The 15,846-nt window shown below is 68.5% G+C and carries 14 protein-coding genes; 5 read left to right on the top strand and 9 right to left on the bottom strand.

The window, feature by feature from the left end; all coding sequences use genetic code 11:
* Positions 1-59 precede the first annotated feature (59 nt).
* A complete protein-coding gene (locus tag EJP69_RS07590; RefSeq protein ID WP_126469227.1) occupies positions 60-1,532 on the top strand; it encodes an amidase in 1,473 nt (490 codons plus the stop codon).
* 15 nt (positions 1,533-1,547) lie between these two features.
* Here the strand turns inward: EJP69_RS07590 and EJP69_RS07585 are convergent, their stop codons facing one another.
* From EJP69_RS07585 to EJP69_RS07565, 5 genes are all read right to left on the bottom strand, one after another.
* Positions 1,548-2,348, bottom strand: coding sequence for an alpha/beta fold hydrolase (locus EJP69_RS07585; RefSeq protein ID WP_126469226.1), 801 nt, complete (start codon positions 2,346-2,348; stop codon positions 1,548-1,550).
* Positions 2,349-2,438: 90 nt separating this feature from the next.
* Positions 2,439-3,278: a proteasome-type protease gene (locus EJP69_RS07580; RefSeq protein WP_093300769.1), complete on the bottom strand. Its 840-nt coding sequence runs from the start codon at positions 3,276-3,278 to the stop codon at positions 2,439-2,441.
* Positions 3,279-3,312: 34 nt separating this feature from the next.
* A complete protein-coding gene (gene mutS / locus EJP69_RS07575; RefSeq protein ID WP_206169289.1) occupies positions 3,313-5,943 on the bottom strand; it encodes a DNA mismatch repair protein MutS in 2,631 nt (876 codons plus the stop codon).
* An 84-nt stretch (positions 5,944-6,027) separates the two neighbouring features.
* Positions 6,028-6,252, bottom strand: a complete 225-nt coding sequence (locus tag EJP69_RS07570) for a helix-turn-helix domain-containing protein (RefSeq protein WP_093204547.1) — start codon at positions 6,250-6,252, stop codon at positions 6,028-6,030.
* Positions 6,253-6,358: 106 nt separating this feature from the next.
* Entirely contained in the window at positions 6,359-7,876 is a 1,518-nt protein-coding gene (locus EJP69_RS07565; RefSeq protein WP_206169288.1) for a sensor domain-containing diguanylate cyclase, read from the bottom strand.
* A gap of 218 nt (positions 7,877-8,094) precedes the next feature.
* Here EJP69_RS07565 and EJP69_RS07560 point away from each other — a divergent pair, with 218 nt between their 5' ends.
* From EJP69_RS07560 to EJP69_RS07550, 3 genes are read left to right on the top strand one after another with little or no spacing between them, the layout of a single operon-like run.
* Entirely contained in the window at positions 8,095-9,072 is a 978-nt protein-coding gene (locus EJP69_RS07560) for a magnesium and cobalt transport protein CorA (protein ID WP_126469223.1), read from the top strand.
* A 51-nt stretch (positions 9,073-9,123) separates the two neighbouring features.
* The gene (locus tag EJP69_RS07555) at positions 9,124-9,600 is read left to right on the top strand and encodes a MarR family winged helix-turn-helix transcriptional regulator (RefSeq protein ID WP_093300763.1); all 477 of its coding nucleotides are present in this window, start codon (positions 9,124-9,126) and stop codon (positions 9,598-9,600) included.
* Positions 9,601-9,635: 35 nt separating this feature from the next.
* The gene (locus EJP69_RS07550) at positions 9,636-11,129 is read left to right on the top strand and encodes a DHA2 family efflux MFS transporter permease subunit (RefSeq protein WP_170217063.1); all 1,494 of its coding nucleotides are present in this window, start codon (positions 9,636-9,638) and stop codon (positions 11,127-11,129) included.
* A 126-nt stretch (positions 11,130-11,255) separates the two neighbouring features.
* On the opposite strand, the gene EJP69_RS07545 is transcribed toward EJP69_RS07550, so the two are convergent.
* The 3 genes from EJP69_RS07545 to EJP69_RS07535 form a co-directional block, all read right to left on the bottom strand.
* Positions 11,256-12,098, bottom strand: coding sequence for a siderophore-interacting protein (locus EJP69_RS07545; protein ID WP_126469222.1), 843 nt, complete (start codon positions 12,096-12,098; stop codon positions 11,256-11,258).
* A gap of 53 nt (positions 12,099-12,151) precedes the next feature.
* Entirely contained in the window at positions 12,152-12,721 is a 570-nt protein-coding gene (locus EJP69_RS07540) for a PadR family transcriptional regulator (RefSeq protein ID WP_093300758.1), read from the bottom strand.
* Positions 12,722-12,815: 94 nt separating this feature from the next.
* Positions 12,816-13,964, bottom strand: coding sequence for an FAD-dependent oxidoreductase (locus EJP69_RS07535; RefSeq protein WP_126469221.1), 1,149 nt, complete (start codon positions 13,962-13,964; stop codon positions 12,816-12,818).
* A gap of 74 nt (positions 13,965-14,038) precedes the next feature.
* Between EJP69_RS07535 and EJP69_RS07530 the strand changes: the two genes are divergently transcribed.
* Positions 14,039-14,479, top strand: coding sequence for a MarR family winged helix-turn-helix transcriptional regulator (locus tag EJP69_RS07530; RefSeq protein ID WP_093300755.1), 441 nt, complete (start codon positions 14,039-14,041; stop codon positions 14,477-14,479).
* On the opposite strand, the gene EJP69_RS07525 is transcribed toward EJP69_RS07530, so the two are convergent.
* Positions 14,476-15,846: a cytochrome-c peroxidase gene (locus tag EJP69_RS07525; protein WP_240652059.1), complete on the bottom strand. Its 1,371-nt coding sequence runs from the start codon at positions 15,844-15,846 to the stop codon at positions 14,476-14,478. The two genes, EJP69_RS07530 and EJP69_RS07525, sit on opposite strands and share 4 nt — an antisense overlap.

Raw genomic sequence — 15,846 nt, 5'->3', positions numbered from 1 at the left:
GACACGCTCGGCAAAATCGGACGCACTTTCCTCAACGAACAAGAAATGGAGCACTGCGAATGACGCTGGCAATGAGCTGGAGCGAATGGGCCGATCACGACGGCATCGGCCTGGCCGAACGGGTCCGCAAGGGCGACGTGACGGCGGTGGAACTGGCCGCGCAGGCGGCGGCCGGCATCGCGAGGCTCGATCCGCAGCTCGACGCGGTCGTCGAGGTCTTCGACGACGTGGTGGCCGATCCGCTGAAGGACGGCATGAACCCCGAGGGCGTGTTCGCGGGCCTGCCCTACCTGATGAAGGACCTGGGCCCCACGCTGAAGGGCCGGCTGCAGGAGTTCGGCTCGATGATGATGCAGGGCCATCGCCCGGCGGCCGACAGCTTCCTCACCCGGCAGCTGCGCAAGGCGGGCCTGAACATCGTGGGCCGCAGCACCACGCCGGAGTTCGGCGTGTGCAGCTCGGCCGAGAACGCCTTCCACGTCACGCGCAACCCCTGGGACCTCGAATACACCACCTGTGGCTCGTCGGCCGGCACCGCGGCGATCGTGGCCGCCGGCGTGCTGCCGCTGTCGCACGCCACCGATGGCGGGGGCTCCATCCGCATTCCGGCGGGCGTGAACGGCAACATCGGGCTGAAGGTGTCGCGCGGCGTGTTCTCGCTGGCGCCGGGGCTGTCGGACCTTTCGGGGCTGGTGTCGATCCAGGGCTGCCACAGCCGCACGGTGCGCGACACGGCAGCCTTCGTCGACCATTGCCGCGGCGGCGCACCCGGCGAGTTCATGCCCTTCTGGTCGCCGGCCGAGCCGTACAGCGAGCTCATCAAGCGCGACCCGGGGCGGCTACGCATCGCGCTGTCGCACGAGTGGGGCGACTTCCGCGCCACGCCGCATTTCGTTGCCGAGCTGGAGCGGGTCGGCAAGTTGCTCGAAGGTTTGGGCCACCATGTGGAGTGGGTGCTGCCGGAGGTGGACTTCCAGACGGCTTTCGACGCCCAGACCACCTGCTACATCAGCAACTTCGCGCAGGTCATCGACGGCCACCTGCACCGGCTGGGGCTGGATCGCCCGCCGGCCGAACTGCTGGAGCCGATCAACATCAAGATCTGGGAAGCCGGGCTGCACACCTCGTACACCGAGCGCGCGAAGATGCAGGCGGTGTTCAACAGCACCTCGCGCGCCTTCGGCGATTTCTTCCAGCGCTGGGACATCATCCTCACGCCGATCACCGCGCTGCCTACGCCCCAGGTGGGCACCAGCGAGTACCTGACGACCAGCACGAACCCCTCGGTACACGACTGGTTCGCCAACCTCTGGCAGAACTTCGCCTACACGCCGCTGGCCAACCTGTGCGGCATGCCGGGCATCTCGCTGCCGATGGCTGCTCAGGAAAACGGCATGCCACTGGGCATCCAGGCGCAGGCGGCACAGGCCAACGACGGGCTGCTGCTGCAGCTGGCCGCGCAGATCGAGCGGGCGCTCGGGGGCAAGTGGAACGCGGGCCGCAGGCCCGGGGTGCACGTCACGCAGGCGTGACGCGGCTGCAGCCCCTCAGAGCAGGTTGCGCAGCGCGGCCTCGATGGCCGCCGCCGTCGCCAGCGGCTTTTCCATCGGGAAGAGGTGCGTGCCGTCCATCATGGCGATGCGGCCCTTGGTGACCTGCTGGGTCATCGTCATGCCCACGCGCTTCATCTCGGCCGACTGGCGCCCGCCGATGAAGGCCGCCTTGCACTTGAGCGGGTGTGCCCGCAGCAGCGCGCCCAGGTTGTGGGGCAGGGTGTTGTAGATGGCGGTTTCGACGTCGCGGTCGAAGCTCAGGGCGCGGGCGTCGTCCGCGTCGAAGGTGCCGTGGTCGATGTAGTCGTGCAGCACCTGCTCGTCCCACTTCGCGAAGGCCTTCTTGGCGCGGAAATGCTCGAACACCGCCTCGCGGTGCTCCCAGCTGTTCTTGCGCTTGCGGCTGATGGCGCCGGGCGAGACGCTCTTCATGAGCGGCGTGCGCTTGACCACGTTGAGCGTGTTCGCGCGCCAGCCGCCGAGGATGGGCGAGTCGATCAGCAGCACGCCGCGCGCCAGCTCCGGGTGCAGCGCGGCGCACATGAGGCTCAGGAATCCGCCGAGCGAATGGCCGATGAGGAACACCGGGCCGCCCGCGCGATCGGCGCGAGCCTTGGCGAAGTCGGCCAGCTGCTGCACCAGGTGCGGCCAGTTGTCGGTAACGGGGTACTTCGGGTCGTGCCCGAATTTCTCGATCGCATCGACCTCGAAGCCACGGTTGCGCAGGCTGTCGAGGACGACTCGGTAGGTGCTCGCGGGAAAGCTGTTGCCGTGCGAGAAGACGACGGGGGGCATCACGGCCGCCGCCGGGCCGCCCCAAGGCGGCCGAGCCGCCCCCTCGGGGGGTGGAGAAGCACACGAAGTGGCAAGCCGGGGGGCATCATTTCAGATGAGCTTTTCGTCGGGCGTGGAGATCTTGCGCAGCGGGCTGTGGCGCGTGGCCGGCATCTTCAGAGGGTGCTCGGTCTGGCTGTCGTCCCACACCGGGTCCTCGATGCTGTCGAACACCTCGCGCAGCTTCTGGCCCCAGCTGTTGTGCACCATGCGGTAGTAGGGGTTGTCGGCGTCGATGCAGATCACCCGGTCGGTTTCGAGCTTGTTGGCCTCGTACACCACCATGTCGAGCGGCAGGCCGACCGACAGGTTCGACTTCATGGTCGAGTCCATCGACACCAGCGCGCACTTGGCGGCCTCGTCCAGCGGCGTCTCGGGCGTGAGCACGCGGTCGAGCACGGGCTTGCCGTACTTCGACTCGCCGACCTGGAAGTAGGGCGTCTCGGTGGTGGCCTCGATGAAGTTGCCGGCCGCGTAGACCAGGAAGAGGCGCATGCCCTCGCCCTTGACCTGCCCGCCGAAGATGAAGGAAACGTTGAAGTCCAGCCCGGCGTGCTTCAGCGCCTCGGCGTCGCGGTCGTACACGTGGCGCACCGCCGAGCCCAGCACGCGCGCGGCGTCGAACATGCTCTTGGCGTTCCAGATGGTGATGGGGTCGCCCTGGGTGCCGTCCTCGCGGGTTTCGCGCAGTTCCTCGATCTGGAGGATTTCGCGCACCGACTGCGAGATGCTCAGGTTGCCCGACGACAGCAGCACCATGACGCGGTCGCCCGGCTGCTCGTAGACGATCATCTTGCGGAATGTGCTGATGTGGTCCACGCCCGCGTTGGTGCGCGAGTCGGAAAGAAACACCAGGCCGGCGTTGAGTTTGATGCCTACGCAGTAAGTCATGGGTTCAGGTTCATCTGGCATGAACTGTGCCGGGTCATGCGGCGCCGAGTTCACGTTTGTTCAGTTTCTGAAGGGCATACAAGGCATCGAGGGCCTCGCGTGGGCTCATCGTGTCGGGGTCGAGCGCGGCCAGCGCGGATTCTACGGCGCTGGCCATGGGTGTTTCGGCCACCGGGGGCGGCGCGAACAGGTCGACCTGTGCACGAGTTTGCGCATGTTGCGATTCGAGTGCCTCCAGCGCCTGCCGCGCGTGGTTGACCACCGCCGCGGGCATGCCCGCCAGCCGGGCCACCTGGATCCCGTAGCTCTTGCTGGCCGGGCCGGGCTGCATTTCGTGCAGGAACACGATGTCGCGGCCCGCCTCGGTGGCGCTCACGTGCATGTTCACCGCGCCGTGGTGCGTGGCAGGGAACTCCGTCAGTTCGAAATAGTGCGTGGCGAACAGCGTGAAGGCCTTGCTGCGGTCGTGCAGCTGGGCGGCGATGCCGGCGGCCAGCGCCAGGCCGTCGAAGGTGCTTGTGCCGCGGCCGATTTCGTCCATCAGCACCAGCGACTGCGCGGTGGCGCTGTGCAGGATCTGCGCGGCCTCGGTCATCTCGAGCATGAAGGTCGACTGCGCGTTGGCCAGGTCGTCCGCCGCGCCGATGCGGGTGTGGATCGCGTCGATCGGCCCGAGCCGGCAGGCGGCCGCCGGCACGTGCGAGCCGATGGAGGCCAGCAGCACGATGATCGCCACCTGCCGCATATAGGTCGACTTACCGCCCATGTTGGGGCCGGTGATGACCTGCATGCGCTGCTGGGGCCCGAGCTGCGTGTCGTTGGCGATGAATCCGCCCGATGACTTCTCGGCCAGCCGCGCCTCCACCACCGGGTGGCGGCCCTGCTGGATCTCGATGCAGGGGTGCGACACGAAGCTGGGCGCGCGCCAGTGCAGCGTGTGCGAGCGCTCGGCCAGAGCGCACAGCGCGTCGAGCGTGGCGAGGCCGCCGGCGAGCTGCGTGAGCGCGGGCACCGAGGGCTGCAGCGCGTCGAGCAGCTGTTCGTAGAGCCACTTCTCGCGGGCCAGCGCACGGTCTTGTGCGCTCAGGGCCTTGTCCTCGAAGGCCTTCAGCTCGGGCGTGATGAAGCGCTCGGCGTTCTTCAGCGTCTGGCGGCGGCGGTAGTTGTCGGGCACCTTCGAGAGCGCGCTCTGCGTCACCTCGATGTAGAAGCCGTGCACGCGGTTGAACTGCACCCGCAGGTTGCTGATGCCGGTGCGCTCGCGCTCGCTGATCTCGAGCTTGAGCAGGAAGTCGTCGCAGTTCTCGCTGATGGCGCGCAGCTCGTCGAGCTCGGCGTCGTGGCCGGTGGCGATCACGCCGCCGTCGCGCACCAGGGCGGACGGATCGGGCTTGATGGCGCTGGTCAGCAGGGCGGCACAGCCCGGCGGCGGGGCGAGCCGGTCGGCGATCTGGCCGAGCAGCGCCGACGAAGCGGGCAGCAGCGGGGCGAGATGCTCCGCCTTCGAAAGCGCCAGCTGCAGCGCCAGCAGTTCGCGCGGGCGCACCTGGCGCAGCGCGATGCGCGCGGCGATGCGTTCCACGTCGCTGGTGTTCTTGAGCTGCTCGCGCAGCGTGCGCCAGGGAGCGGCCGTGGCGCCGAGCACCGTGGCCTGCAGCGCGCCGATGGCCTCGAGCCGGCCCTGGGCCTCCGAACGGTCGCGCCGGGGCGCGAGCAGCCAGCGCTTGAGCAGCCGGCTGCCCATGCCCGTCATGCAGGTGTCGAGCAGCGAGAACATGGTGGGCGAGTCTTCGCCGCGCAGCGTCTGCACCAGTTCGAGGTTGCGGCGCGTGGTGGGCGGCAGCTCGATCAGGTCGCCGTCGCGCTCAACCGACAGGCGTTGCACGTGCGAGAGCGCGCGGCCCTGGGTGTGCTCGGCATAGCCCAGCAGCGCGGCGGCCGCGGCGTGCGCGTTGGCGAGCGACTCGGCGTTCCATGCCGCCAGGCTGTTGCTGCCCATCTGCTCGGCCAGCTTGCGCTCGCCCAGGCCGCCATCGAACTGCCAGGCCGGACGCACCGACAGCGTGAAGGGCGTGGCGGCGCGCGCGGCCTTCAGCCGCTGCTCGAAGGCGGGAGTCACTTCGGCGCTGTAGAGCAGTTCGCTCGGCGCGATGCGGGCGATCCAGGCTTCGAGCGCGTCGGAGGGGAATTCGGCCAGTCGCAGCTCGGCGCCGGTCACGCTGAGCCAGGCCAGTCCGCAGAAGTTGCGCGAGCCCGCGTGCACCGCGAGCAGCAGCGAATCGCTCTTGTCGTTGAGAAGTTCGGTGTCGGTCAGCGTGCCGGGCGTGACCACGCGCACCACCTTGCGCTCGACCGGCCCCTTGCTGGCGCCGACTTCGCCCACCTGCTCGCAGATGGCGACCGATTCGCCCAGCTTGATGAGGCGGGCCAGGTAGGTGTCGACCGAGTGGAAGGGCACGCCGCACATCACCACCGGCTGGCCGGCCGACTGGCCGCGCTGGGTGAGCGTGATGTCGAGCAGGCGCGCGGCCTTCTCGGCGTCGGCCCAGAAGAGTTCGTAGAAATCGCCCATCCGGTAGAACAGCAGGGTGTCCGGATGGTCGGCTTTCAGGCCCAGGTACTGGGCCATCATCGGCGTGTGCCCAGAGAGGTCTGTCTTGTTCATTTCAATCAGTAGCTTGCGATCCATGCCGCCGGGCTCCGGGGCAGGTGAGGGACATTCGTAGGCATTCTCCGCGCGGCGCTGCGTTCAGTCGGCATGGCGATTGCCCCCGAGCTGCCATTGCCTCGTCTTGAGCATGAACAGCTCGAACAGGCCGGGCGCCATCGAGCGGTCGCCGGCCTCCCATTGCTGCCATCCGCGCAGCGAGGCCTGGACCGTCTGCGCGGCCTCGGTCTGCGTGAGGCCTGCGGCAATGCGGGCGTCGCGGACGGCGGCGGGTGCCGGGCTGGATGGCTTGTTCGGGGAGGGCATGGGGAGCGTGGCGCCGCGACGCGTGCGGACACGGATGAAAGTGCCGCGGGCATTCTACGTTCAATGCGCGTATCTCCAGGCCGTTGCGCCGGTGCCGGGCGCACCCTCAGGCATCGGCGAACTCTTCCTCGCTCACGGCTCGGTTGCGCCCGCTTTCCTTGGCCTTGTACAGCGCGCGATCGGCGGCTTCGACGAGCAGTTGTTCCGGCTCGTCCGAGTGCCGGGCTTCCAGCGCCGCCACGCCGATGCTGACAGTGACCTGTCCATGCTGGCTGGCGCTGTGCGGGATGTCGAGCGCGAGGACCTGGGCGAGTATCTGTTCGGCGACCTTCCGCGCGCCCGGCAGGTCGGTGCGGGGGAGGACGACCGCCAGCTCCTCGCCGCCGTAGCGCGCCACCAGGTCGCCCGGGCGCCTGGCGCTGCGCCTCAATGCCGTGGCGACCGCCTTCAGGCACTGGTCGCCGGCCACGTGGCCGTATGCGTCGTTGAAGCGCTTGAAGTAGTCCAGGTCCAGCAGCAGGAGCGACAGGGCCGTGCCCTCCCTGGCCGCGCGGCGGCACTCGTGCGCCAGCACTTCGTCGAAGCTGCGGCGGTTGGCCAGGCCGGTGAGCTGGTCCTGCGTGGCCAGGACCTCCAGCCGGCGGTTGGCCCGCAGCAGGTCTTCTCGCGCGGCCAGCAGCGAAGCCTCGGCGCTGATGCGGCGCTGGATGTTGACGATCAGCCGCCAGCCCACGGCGGCGACGATCGCCAGCAAGGCCCCCACCACGCCGATCGTCAGCAGTGCCTGGTGCCTCCAGGCCTTCAACGCCTCGTCGCGGCCGAGCGCCACGGTGGTCAGCACCGGGTAGCGGTCGCTCTTGCGGAATGCGTAGAGCCGCTTCATTCCGTCGATGCTGGAGCGGAACGACGCGGTGCCCGACGTGCCGCCGAAGTGGCGCTGGAAATTGGCCGATCCGGAAAAGTCGAGCCCGATGGCCTTTTCGCTGTAGGGGTAGAGCACCAGCATCTGCCCGTGGTTGGTGGTCAGTCCGATGGTGCCGGTGCCGGGAAGGGCGATGGTGCCGAACGCGCGCAGGAAGTTCTGCAGGCCCAGGCCGATGACGACGACGCCGGCGAACCGGCCCTCGGCGTCGTCCAGCCGGCGGCTGACGGTGATTCCCCATTCGCCGGTGAAGGGGTTGCGGATCGGCGGGCTGATGAGGACGTCGTTCGAGCGCGTTTCGCGGTGGTGGATGAAGTAGGCCCGGTTGGCGCTGTTGGTGCCCGGCGGGATGCGACCCTTGGAGTACATCAGCCAGTTGCCCTGGGCGTCGAGGACGGCGAGGCCGTCGAGCTGGTCGAGCAGGCGCTTCTGGCGCTCGACCAGCGACTGCACGCGCTGCAGCCGCTCCGGCTCGTCGCCTTCGCCCTTCAGCGTCTCGGCCACGCCCTGCAGAAGCATGTCGCTCTGGGTGAAGACGCCCTCGGCGTAGATGTTCAGCGCATTGGCCAGGTTGAGATTGTTGGTGTCGGCCGCGGCCAGCGTCTGGTCGCGCGACGCGTACAGCTGCCAGCCCGTGGCCGCCGACACCGAAACAATGACGGCCAGCAGCAGGAATTTCGCAAGGCGAACGTCCCGCTTCACTTGAGCGACTCCTCGAACGAACCTGTTTTCACGGCCTTCCCTCTCCCTGTCGTCGCAGCGCCCGTTTCGCGCTGCGCCCCTGTTCATTTGTTCACCTGCCACGCAGATCCACGCGAACTCTAGCCGACCGGGCTGAATCGGCGGTGGCAGAACCGGAATCGCGGCGGCCCCGTGGCACCATCGAAAGCTTCCACCAACGTGAATTCCGAGGGGTATCGATGCTGATCAACTGCGTCGCCTATGAAAACGGCTCCAAGCTCGCCGACATATCGGTCGAGGACATCAGCGACTACATCAGCCGGCAGGGCTGCTTCGTGTGGGTGGCGCTGAGCGACGCGTCCGCCGAAGAGCTGGCCGTGATGCAGCATGAATTCGGCCTGCATCCGCTGGCGGTGGAAGACGCCCAGCACGGCCACCAGCGCCCGAAGATGGAGGAATACGGCGATTCGCTCTTCGTCGTCATGCACCTGGTCGAGCCCTCGGAGGAGGGCGAGCACTGCACCAACGTGGGCGAGGTCGACGTGTTCGTCGGCTCCAACTACGTGCTGTCGGTGCGCAACCGCAGCAAGCAGGGCTTCCTGGGCGTGCGCGAGCGCTGCGAGCGCGAGCCGGATCTGCTGCGCCACGGCGCGGGCTTCGTGCTCTATGCGCTGATGGACGCGGTGGTCGACCGCTACTTTCCGGTGATCGACGCGCTGGAGGTGGAGCTGGAATCCATCGAGCAGCAGATCTTCGGCCAGGGCGGCGCGGCGCGCGACAAGATCAAGCAGCTCTACGACCTGAAGCGGCGCAGCATGATCCTCAAGCGCGCGGTGGCGCCGCTGCTGGAGGCCGCGGGCAAGATGCACGGCGGCCGCGTGCCGCAGATCTGCATGAGCTCGCAGGAGTACTTCCGCGACGTTGGCGACCACCTCGGGCGCATCAACGGCTCCATCGACGCCGTGCGCGACACCATCGGCACGGCGATACAGGTGAACCTGTCGATGGTCACCATCGAGGAAAGCGAAGTCACCAAGCGCCTCGCGGCCTGGGCCAGCATCTTCGCGGTGTGCACCGCCTTCGCCGGCATCTGGGGGATGAACTTCGAGAACATGCCGGAGCTGAAATTCCGCTACGGCTACGGGATCGCGCTGGGGCTGATCGTCAGCACCTGCGGCTATCTCTACTACCGGTTCAGGCGGGCAGGGTGGCTTTGAGGATGGGCTGCTAAGGCCCAACTAATAAACATGTAGATAATCGAGTCCCTTATGAAAAGGGACTTCACCCAGCGCTTCGGCTTTCTCGTCAAGAGCGTGGGCAAGCTCTACGGCGAAGAGTTCGACCGCCTCGCGCGCGAGCGCATCGGACTCACCAGCGCACAGTGCCGCCTGCTGGGCGTGCTGGCCATGCACGGCAGCCCCGACGAGGTCGAGCCGCTCTCGCAGGCCGAACTCGCGCAGCGGCTGGACCTGACCCCGATGGCCGTGGCCGGCCTGTGCGACCGCATGGCCGCGGCCGGCTGGATCCGCCGCGAGCCCAGCCCCACCGACCGCCGCGTCAACAAGATTCATCTGGAGCCCAGCGCCGAGAAGGCGCTCGACAGCGCGCTCGGCATCAGCGACGGGCTCAACGCCCGCGTGATGTCGGTGCTGTCGCAGGCCGAACGCGCCCAGCTGCTGGGCCTGCTCGCCAGGGTGCACGGCAGCCTCGTGGAGATCACCTCCGGCGAAGGCCGCAAGCCGTGAGCGTCGCGCCGGGAACCACCGTGCCGCATCGCGGCATGATCACCATCTCGATCATGCTGGCGACCATCATGCAGGCGCTGGACACCACCATCGCCAACGTGGCGCTGCCGCACATGCAGGGCAGCCTGCAGGCCTCGCAGGACCAGATCACCTGGGTGCTCACCTCGTACATCGTGGCCTCGGCCATCGCGCTGCCGCTCACGGGCTGGCTGTGCGGGCACTGGGGACGCAGGCGCGTGTTCATCATCTCGGTGATCGGCTTCACCGTGGCCTCGGCGCTGTGCGGACTGGCGACCTCGCTGGTCGGCATCGTGGCCGCGCGGCTGCTGCAGGGCATCTTCGGCGCGGCGCTGGTGCCGCTGTCGCAGGCGGTGCTGCTGGACATCAACCCGCGCGAGAAGGTCGGTCAGGCCATGGCCATCTGGGGCGCGGGCATCATGGTCGGGCCCATCCTCGGGCCGCTGCTGGGCGGCTGGCTCACCGAGAACTTCGACTGGCGCTGGGTCTTCTTCATCAACCTGCCGGTGGGCGTCTTCGCCTTCTGGGGCATCGCGCGCTACCTGCCCGAAAGCCGGCCGCAGGGCGAGCGGCTCGACATCTTCGGTTTCGTCACGCTGAGCATCGCCATCGGCATGCTGCAGCTCTTCCTCGATCGGGGTGAGCAGCTCGACTGGTTCGAGTCGTGGGAGATCAAGCTCGAGGCCGCGGCCGCGCTGGTGGCCTTCTGCTTCTTCGTGGTCCACACATGGACGGTGCAGGGCGTGTCCTTCTTCGACCGCGACCTGCTGAAGGACCGCAACTTCGTCACCGGCCTGCTGTTCGCCTTCATCGTCGGCATGATCCTGTTCGCGACGATGGCGCTCTTGCCCAACTTCCTGCAGGGCCTGATGGGCTACCCGGTGATCTACACCGGCGAGGTGACGGCGCCGCGCGGCGTGGGAACGATGATCGCGATGATCATCGTCGGGCGGCTGGTGCAGCGCATCGACGTGCGCGCGATCATGGCGCTGGGCTTCGGCCTCACTGCGTTCTCGCTCTACCAGATGACTCGGCTCACGCTGCAGATGGACAGCACGCTGATCGTCGTCTCGGGCTTCATCCAGGGGCTGGGCATCGGCTTCACCTTCGTGCCGCTTTCCACCGCCACATTCGCCACGCTGGCGCCGAGGCTGCGCAACCAGGGCACGCCGATCTTCAGCCTGCTGCGCAACATCGGCAGCAGCGTCGGCATCTCGATCGTGCAGGCGCTGCTGACGGAGGGCTCGAGCAAGGCGCATGCGCAGATCGCGGCGACCGTTGCGCCGGGCAACGTCGCGCTGTCGACGCTGCCGCAGATGATGTCGCCCGATACCGCCACGGGGCTCGCGCTGCTCAATGCAGAGGTGACGCGGCAGGGCGCGCTGATCGGCTACCTCGACGACTTCGCCATCATGATGATCATCACGGTGCTGGCAATTCCGCTGCTGTTGCTGATCCGCAGCCCCAGGCGCAGCGCGACCGCATCGGGCCCGGCTGAAGTACCTCATTGAGTTTCTCCCTCCCCCGCTGGGGGAGGGCTGGGGTGGGGGCAGACTGCGTATCCGTCTTCAGCGGATCATCAAGCGCCGCTTGCCCCCAACCCAACCTTCCCCCAGAGGGGGAAGGAGCAAGATCAATCACTCGTCGTGCGAATCGTGCGTGGCTGCCGCGCCGCGGCGCCAGTAGCCCGAGGCCCGGGTCCACTTCGGGTTCGCGCCGCGCTCGCCCACCAGGTGCGTGCGCAGTGCCTTGGCGATGGCCGATTCGCAACCCACCCAGGCATGGAAGTCACCGGCCGGCAGCTGCATCGATTTCAGCCCGTCGAGCAGCACGGGGCTCAGGCCCGGCTCGGCGCCGCGGCGGTGCACCCACTTCAGCGTGAGTTCGGCTTTCGTGTCGAACGGAAGCTCGTCGGCTTCGCCGTCGACTTCGGCCAGCACCACCACGCGCGTGCCGGCGGGCAGTTCGGCCAGGCGCCGCGAGATGGCGGGCAGGGCGGTGTCGTCGCCGATCAGCAGGTGCCAGTCGAATTCGGTCGGCACGATGAACGAGCCGCGAGGGCCGCCCACGCCGAGGATGTCGCCGGGCTTCGCCTGCTCGGCCCACTGCGTCGCGGGGCCGGCTTCGTGCAGCGCGAAGTCGATCTCGAGCGTGCCTGCGGCTGCGTCGTAGCGGCGCGGCGTGTAGTCGCGCATGGTCGGGCGTCCGTCGGGCCACACGGGGCCGTCGGGGCCGGCCGTGGGCAGCGTGAGCTTGCCGGCGGCGTCGGGAAAGAAGATCTTCGCGTGGTCGTCGAAGCCGAGGCTGGTGAAGCCGGCGAGGTCGTCGCCGGTGAGCGTGACGCGGATCAGGTGCGGCGTCACGCGCTGCACGGTCTTCACCGAGAGCCGGCGAAAGCGCAGGTCGTGGCGCACCCGGCGGGGCGTGCGATCCGGTGCGACGGGCGCGGTGGACGCTGGTGATGTACTGAAGTCAGTCATTGCGGAAATCCTGTTGCGAGACAGGGTTGGTTGGGATTCGGATTGCAGGCCTTTCAGATCTTTTCGATCTGCTGGGCCGCGGCGTCGAGCACCGCGGCGAACTCGTGGGCCTGCTGCTCGGTCAGTGGCGCGCCCGTCAGGCGCATGCGCATCGCGAGCTTGAGGTTCTCGATGGCGCGAGTGACCTGCGGCGGGCGTCCGCCGCGCGGGCCGGCGCCGTCGACGCCGCCGCTCATGCGGGCCATCATGGCGTCGGCCATCTCGCGGTTGGCTGCGAGGAATTCGCGGCCGCTGTCGGTGATGCTGTAGCTCTTGCGGCCGCTGCCGTCGGCGGTCTCGACGCTGAGGTAGCCCATTTCCTCGAGCAGCGTGAGGGTGGGGTAGACCACGCCGGGGCTGGGCGCGTAGCTGCCGCCGAGGCGGTCTTCGATGGCCTTGATCAGCTCGTAGCCGTGGGAGGGCTTGTCGGCGATGAGCTGCAGCAGCACGAAGCGCAGGCCGCCGTGGCCGAACACGCGTCCGCCGCCACGCCCGCCGCGGTGTCCGCGGCCGCCGGAAAGACCGTCTTCATGCTCGCCGCGGGCGGTGCGGCAGTGGTGATGGCCGAGGTGGAAATGTCTCATGTGGGGCATCCTTTCTAAGGTGTATCGGAATTATTTTAGATATATCTAAGATAAAGTCAAATCGATACACGCCGGATGCCCCGGCGCCGGGTGCTCAGCTCGCGCCGGCCCGGTGTTCCTGCAGGTGCGCCAGTGTCAGGGCCTCGCCGACGTGCGACATCTGCACGGCGGCGGCTTCGGCCGAGCCTTCCGCCGCCTCGATGACGCGTTCGAACATCTGCATTTCGTAATGGGTCACGGCCGCGGTCCAGTCGTTCTCCTGGGCCAGCGAGGCGGCGAGCTCGACGGCGTCGCGCATCGCCGCGTTCACGCCTTCGCCGCCGAACGGCGACATGAGGTGCGCCGCGTCGCCCAGCAGCGTGAGCCCGCGCCGGGGCGCCCAGCAATGGCCGACCGGCAGCGCGTGGATCGGGCGCGCGACGAACTGGTCGTTGCTCGCGCGGAAGAGGTCGGTGATGGCGTCGGCATAACCCAAGAACTCGTCGATCAGCGCACTGCGCACCGCAGTGGGCGACGAGAAGTCGAAGCGCTTCGACGCCCAGTCCGCCGGCACGCGGAAGATGGCATAGCCGCGGATGTGCGCGTTGCCGTTGCGCTGGGCGATGATTTCCTTGCCGTCACCCTGCGCCTCCAGCTTGCCCCGGCCGACCAGCTGCGCGATGGCCGGGTGGCTGCGGTCGACGTCGTCGATGCCGAATTCGATGAAGGTCAGGCCGCTGTACTGCGGCTTGTAGGGCGACAGCAGCGGGCGCACGCGCGACCATGCGCCGTCCGCGCCGACGACCAGGTCGAAGGGGCCTGCCTCGCCGCCGTTGGCGAACGAGAGATTCCATTGCCCGCCTTCCTGCAGCCGCATGTCGACGAGCGCGCAGCCCCATTGCACGCAGCCGGCCGGCAGCGAGGCCAGGAGCATGTCGCGCAGCGCGGTGCGGTCGACCTCGGGACGATTGCCGGCGGACGAGTCGGGCTCCTCGAACAGGACGCGGCCCGACTTGTCGAGCAGCCGCGAGCCCTGGTCGTCGTAGCGCGCGATGCGCAGGAACTCGCTCTCCAGCCCGGCGCGCCGCACGGCCAGCAGCCCGGAGTCTTCGTGCAGGTCGAGCGTGCCGCCCTGGGGCCGCGCGAGGGCGCTTTCCTCGCGCTCGAACACGGTGGCATGGATGCCGGAAAGATGAAGGAGCCGCGCCAGGGCGAGGCCGCCGGGGCCGGCGCCGATGATGGCAATTCGGGGATGCGTCTGCATGTGGATCGTTTTCTCTGAAAGGATAGGTTCCTATTCATATTAGCATAGGAGCCTATGAAGATAGAATACCGTCCATGACCGACGACGAAGCCTCCCATCCCCTGAAGCTCATCGGCCGCGTGACGCGCGGCTTCACCCGCATCGCCGACGGCGGCCTGCGCGAGTTCGGCTTCGCGGTGGGGCAGCTGCCGGTGCTGGTGTCGCTCAAGAAGAGCAAGGCGCTGTCGCAGGCCGAGCTCGCGCGCATCGCGCAGGTGGAGCAGCCCAGCATGGCGCAGCTGCTGGCCCGCATGGAGCGCGACGGGCTGGTCGAGCGCGTGCCAGATCCGGTCGACAAGCGCAGCCGCCTGATCTCGCTGACCCCGCTGGCCGCGCGGCGCCTGCCGAAGGCCAAGGCGCTGATGGACTCGCACGCGCAGGAAGTGCTGGCCGGCTTTTCCCCCGAGGAAGTCGAGCAGCTCACCGCGCTGCTGGCGCGGCTCAGCGCGAACGTCGATCGGATGGGCGGCGGCTAGCCGCGCTGCTTCGCGACCGGCGTGGCGGGTGCGGTGGGCGCTGCCGTCGCGTTCTTCTGATCCGCGTCCGTCAGCGTGCGCAGGAAGGCCGCTACGTCGCGGATCTCCGCCTCGGTCAGTGCCGGCTTGCCGCCGCGCTTCTGCCCGAAGGGCGCATCGGTGTTGATGTTGGCGTGGTACTGCGGTGGCAGGTCGTCGTACTGCTGCATGATGCCGTTCGCCGAGCGCGCATACCAGCGCTGCGGCGCGGTGTCGCGCTGCGCGTAGAAGCGGATGGCTTCCTCCAGCGAATGGAAAACGCCGTTGTGGAAAAAGCTCTGCCGCACCGCCACGTTGCGCAGCGTGGGCGTGCGGAACAGTCCGCAGTACTCCGGGTGGTCCTTCATGTCAGTGCGGTAGGGGCCGCACAGGCCCATATCGTGGAATGCCGGGTCGGCGTTCGCCTTGAGCTTGCGGTTGCGCGGCACGCCGAGCGCGATCAGCCCGAAGTCGGTGAAGAGAGGGAATGCTCCGTCCTGCGTGCGCTCGCTGATGTGGCACGAGGCGCAGTTGCCCTTGCTCTCGTCGTTGAAGAGCCGCAGCCCGCGCGCCTCGGCCACGCTGAGCTTCGCCTGTCCGCGCAGCACCGCGTCGTACTTGCTGGTGAACGGATAGAAGTCCTTCGGCGATTGCTGGAACACCTCCAGCGCAAGGCCGGCTGCCTTGAAGGCGGCCTCGGGGCTGCCGAACACGTCGTTGCCGAAGGCCTTGCGCAGGTCGTCCGCATAGGTCGCGCGCTCGAGCTTGGCCGCCACCTCCGCCATCGACGAGTTGCCCATCTCGGCGGGCGAGAGCAGCGGCATGCCCGCCTGCTCGTGCGCGGAGCCGGCGCGGCCGTCCCACATGTGGCCGCCGGTGGGGCCTGCGTCGATGCTGTCGTCGCCGTCGTTGTCGTGGTGGTGCTCGGAGAAGGCGGTGAGCGTTTCAAGGTAGCGCAGCGAGGGCGCGGCGCGCGGGCCTTCCTGCCTGCCGTCGGCGCCGCCGAGTTGCACCGACAGTGCGTTCGGCGGCCCCCATGCGTGCTGCGGATCGTGGCAGCTCGCGCACGACGCCTTGCCCGAGGCCGAGAGGCTGCCGTCGAAGAAGATGCGCCGGCCGATCTCGGTGAGCTGCGCGGCGCTGGGCTGGGGGCGGCCTGGCACGGGCGCGTAGGTGGCGCCGACGTAGGCGGGCTGCGCCGCGGCAGGCTTGGGGGCCGCTTGTGGCGCCGGTGCAGGCGTCGGTGACGACAGCGACTCGTCGCGGCCGCACGCCGACAGCAATCCGCAAAGCAGCGTGACCACGGCCAGCAGGGCCGGGCGGCGGTGAAAAAGGGGAATCGCGGGCAC

The sequence above is a fragment of the Variovorax gossypii genome (genome assembly GCF_003965815.1).
Taxonomy (GTDB): domain Bacteria; phylum Pseudomonadota; class Gammaproteobacteria; order Burkholderiales; family Burkholderiaceae_C; genus Variovorax; species Variovorax gossypii.
This window is presented reverse-complemented; position numbering and strand designations above follow the sequence as displayed.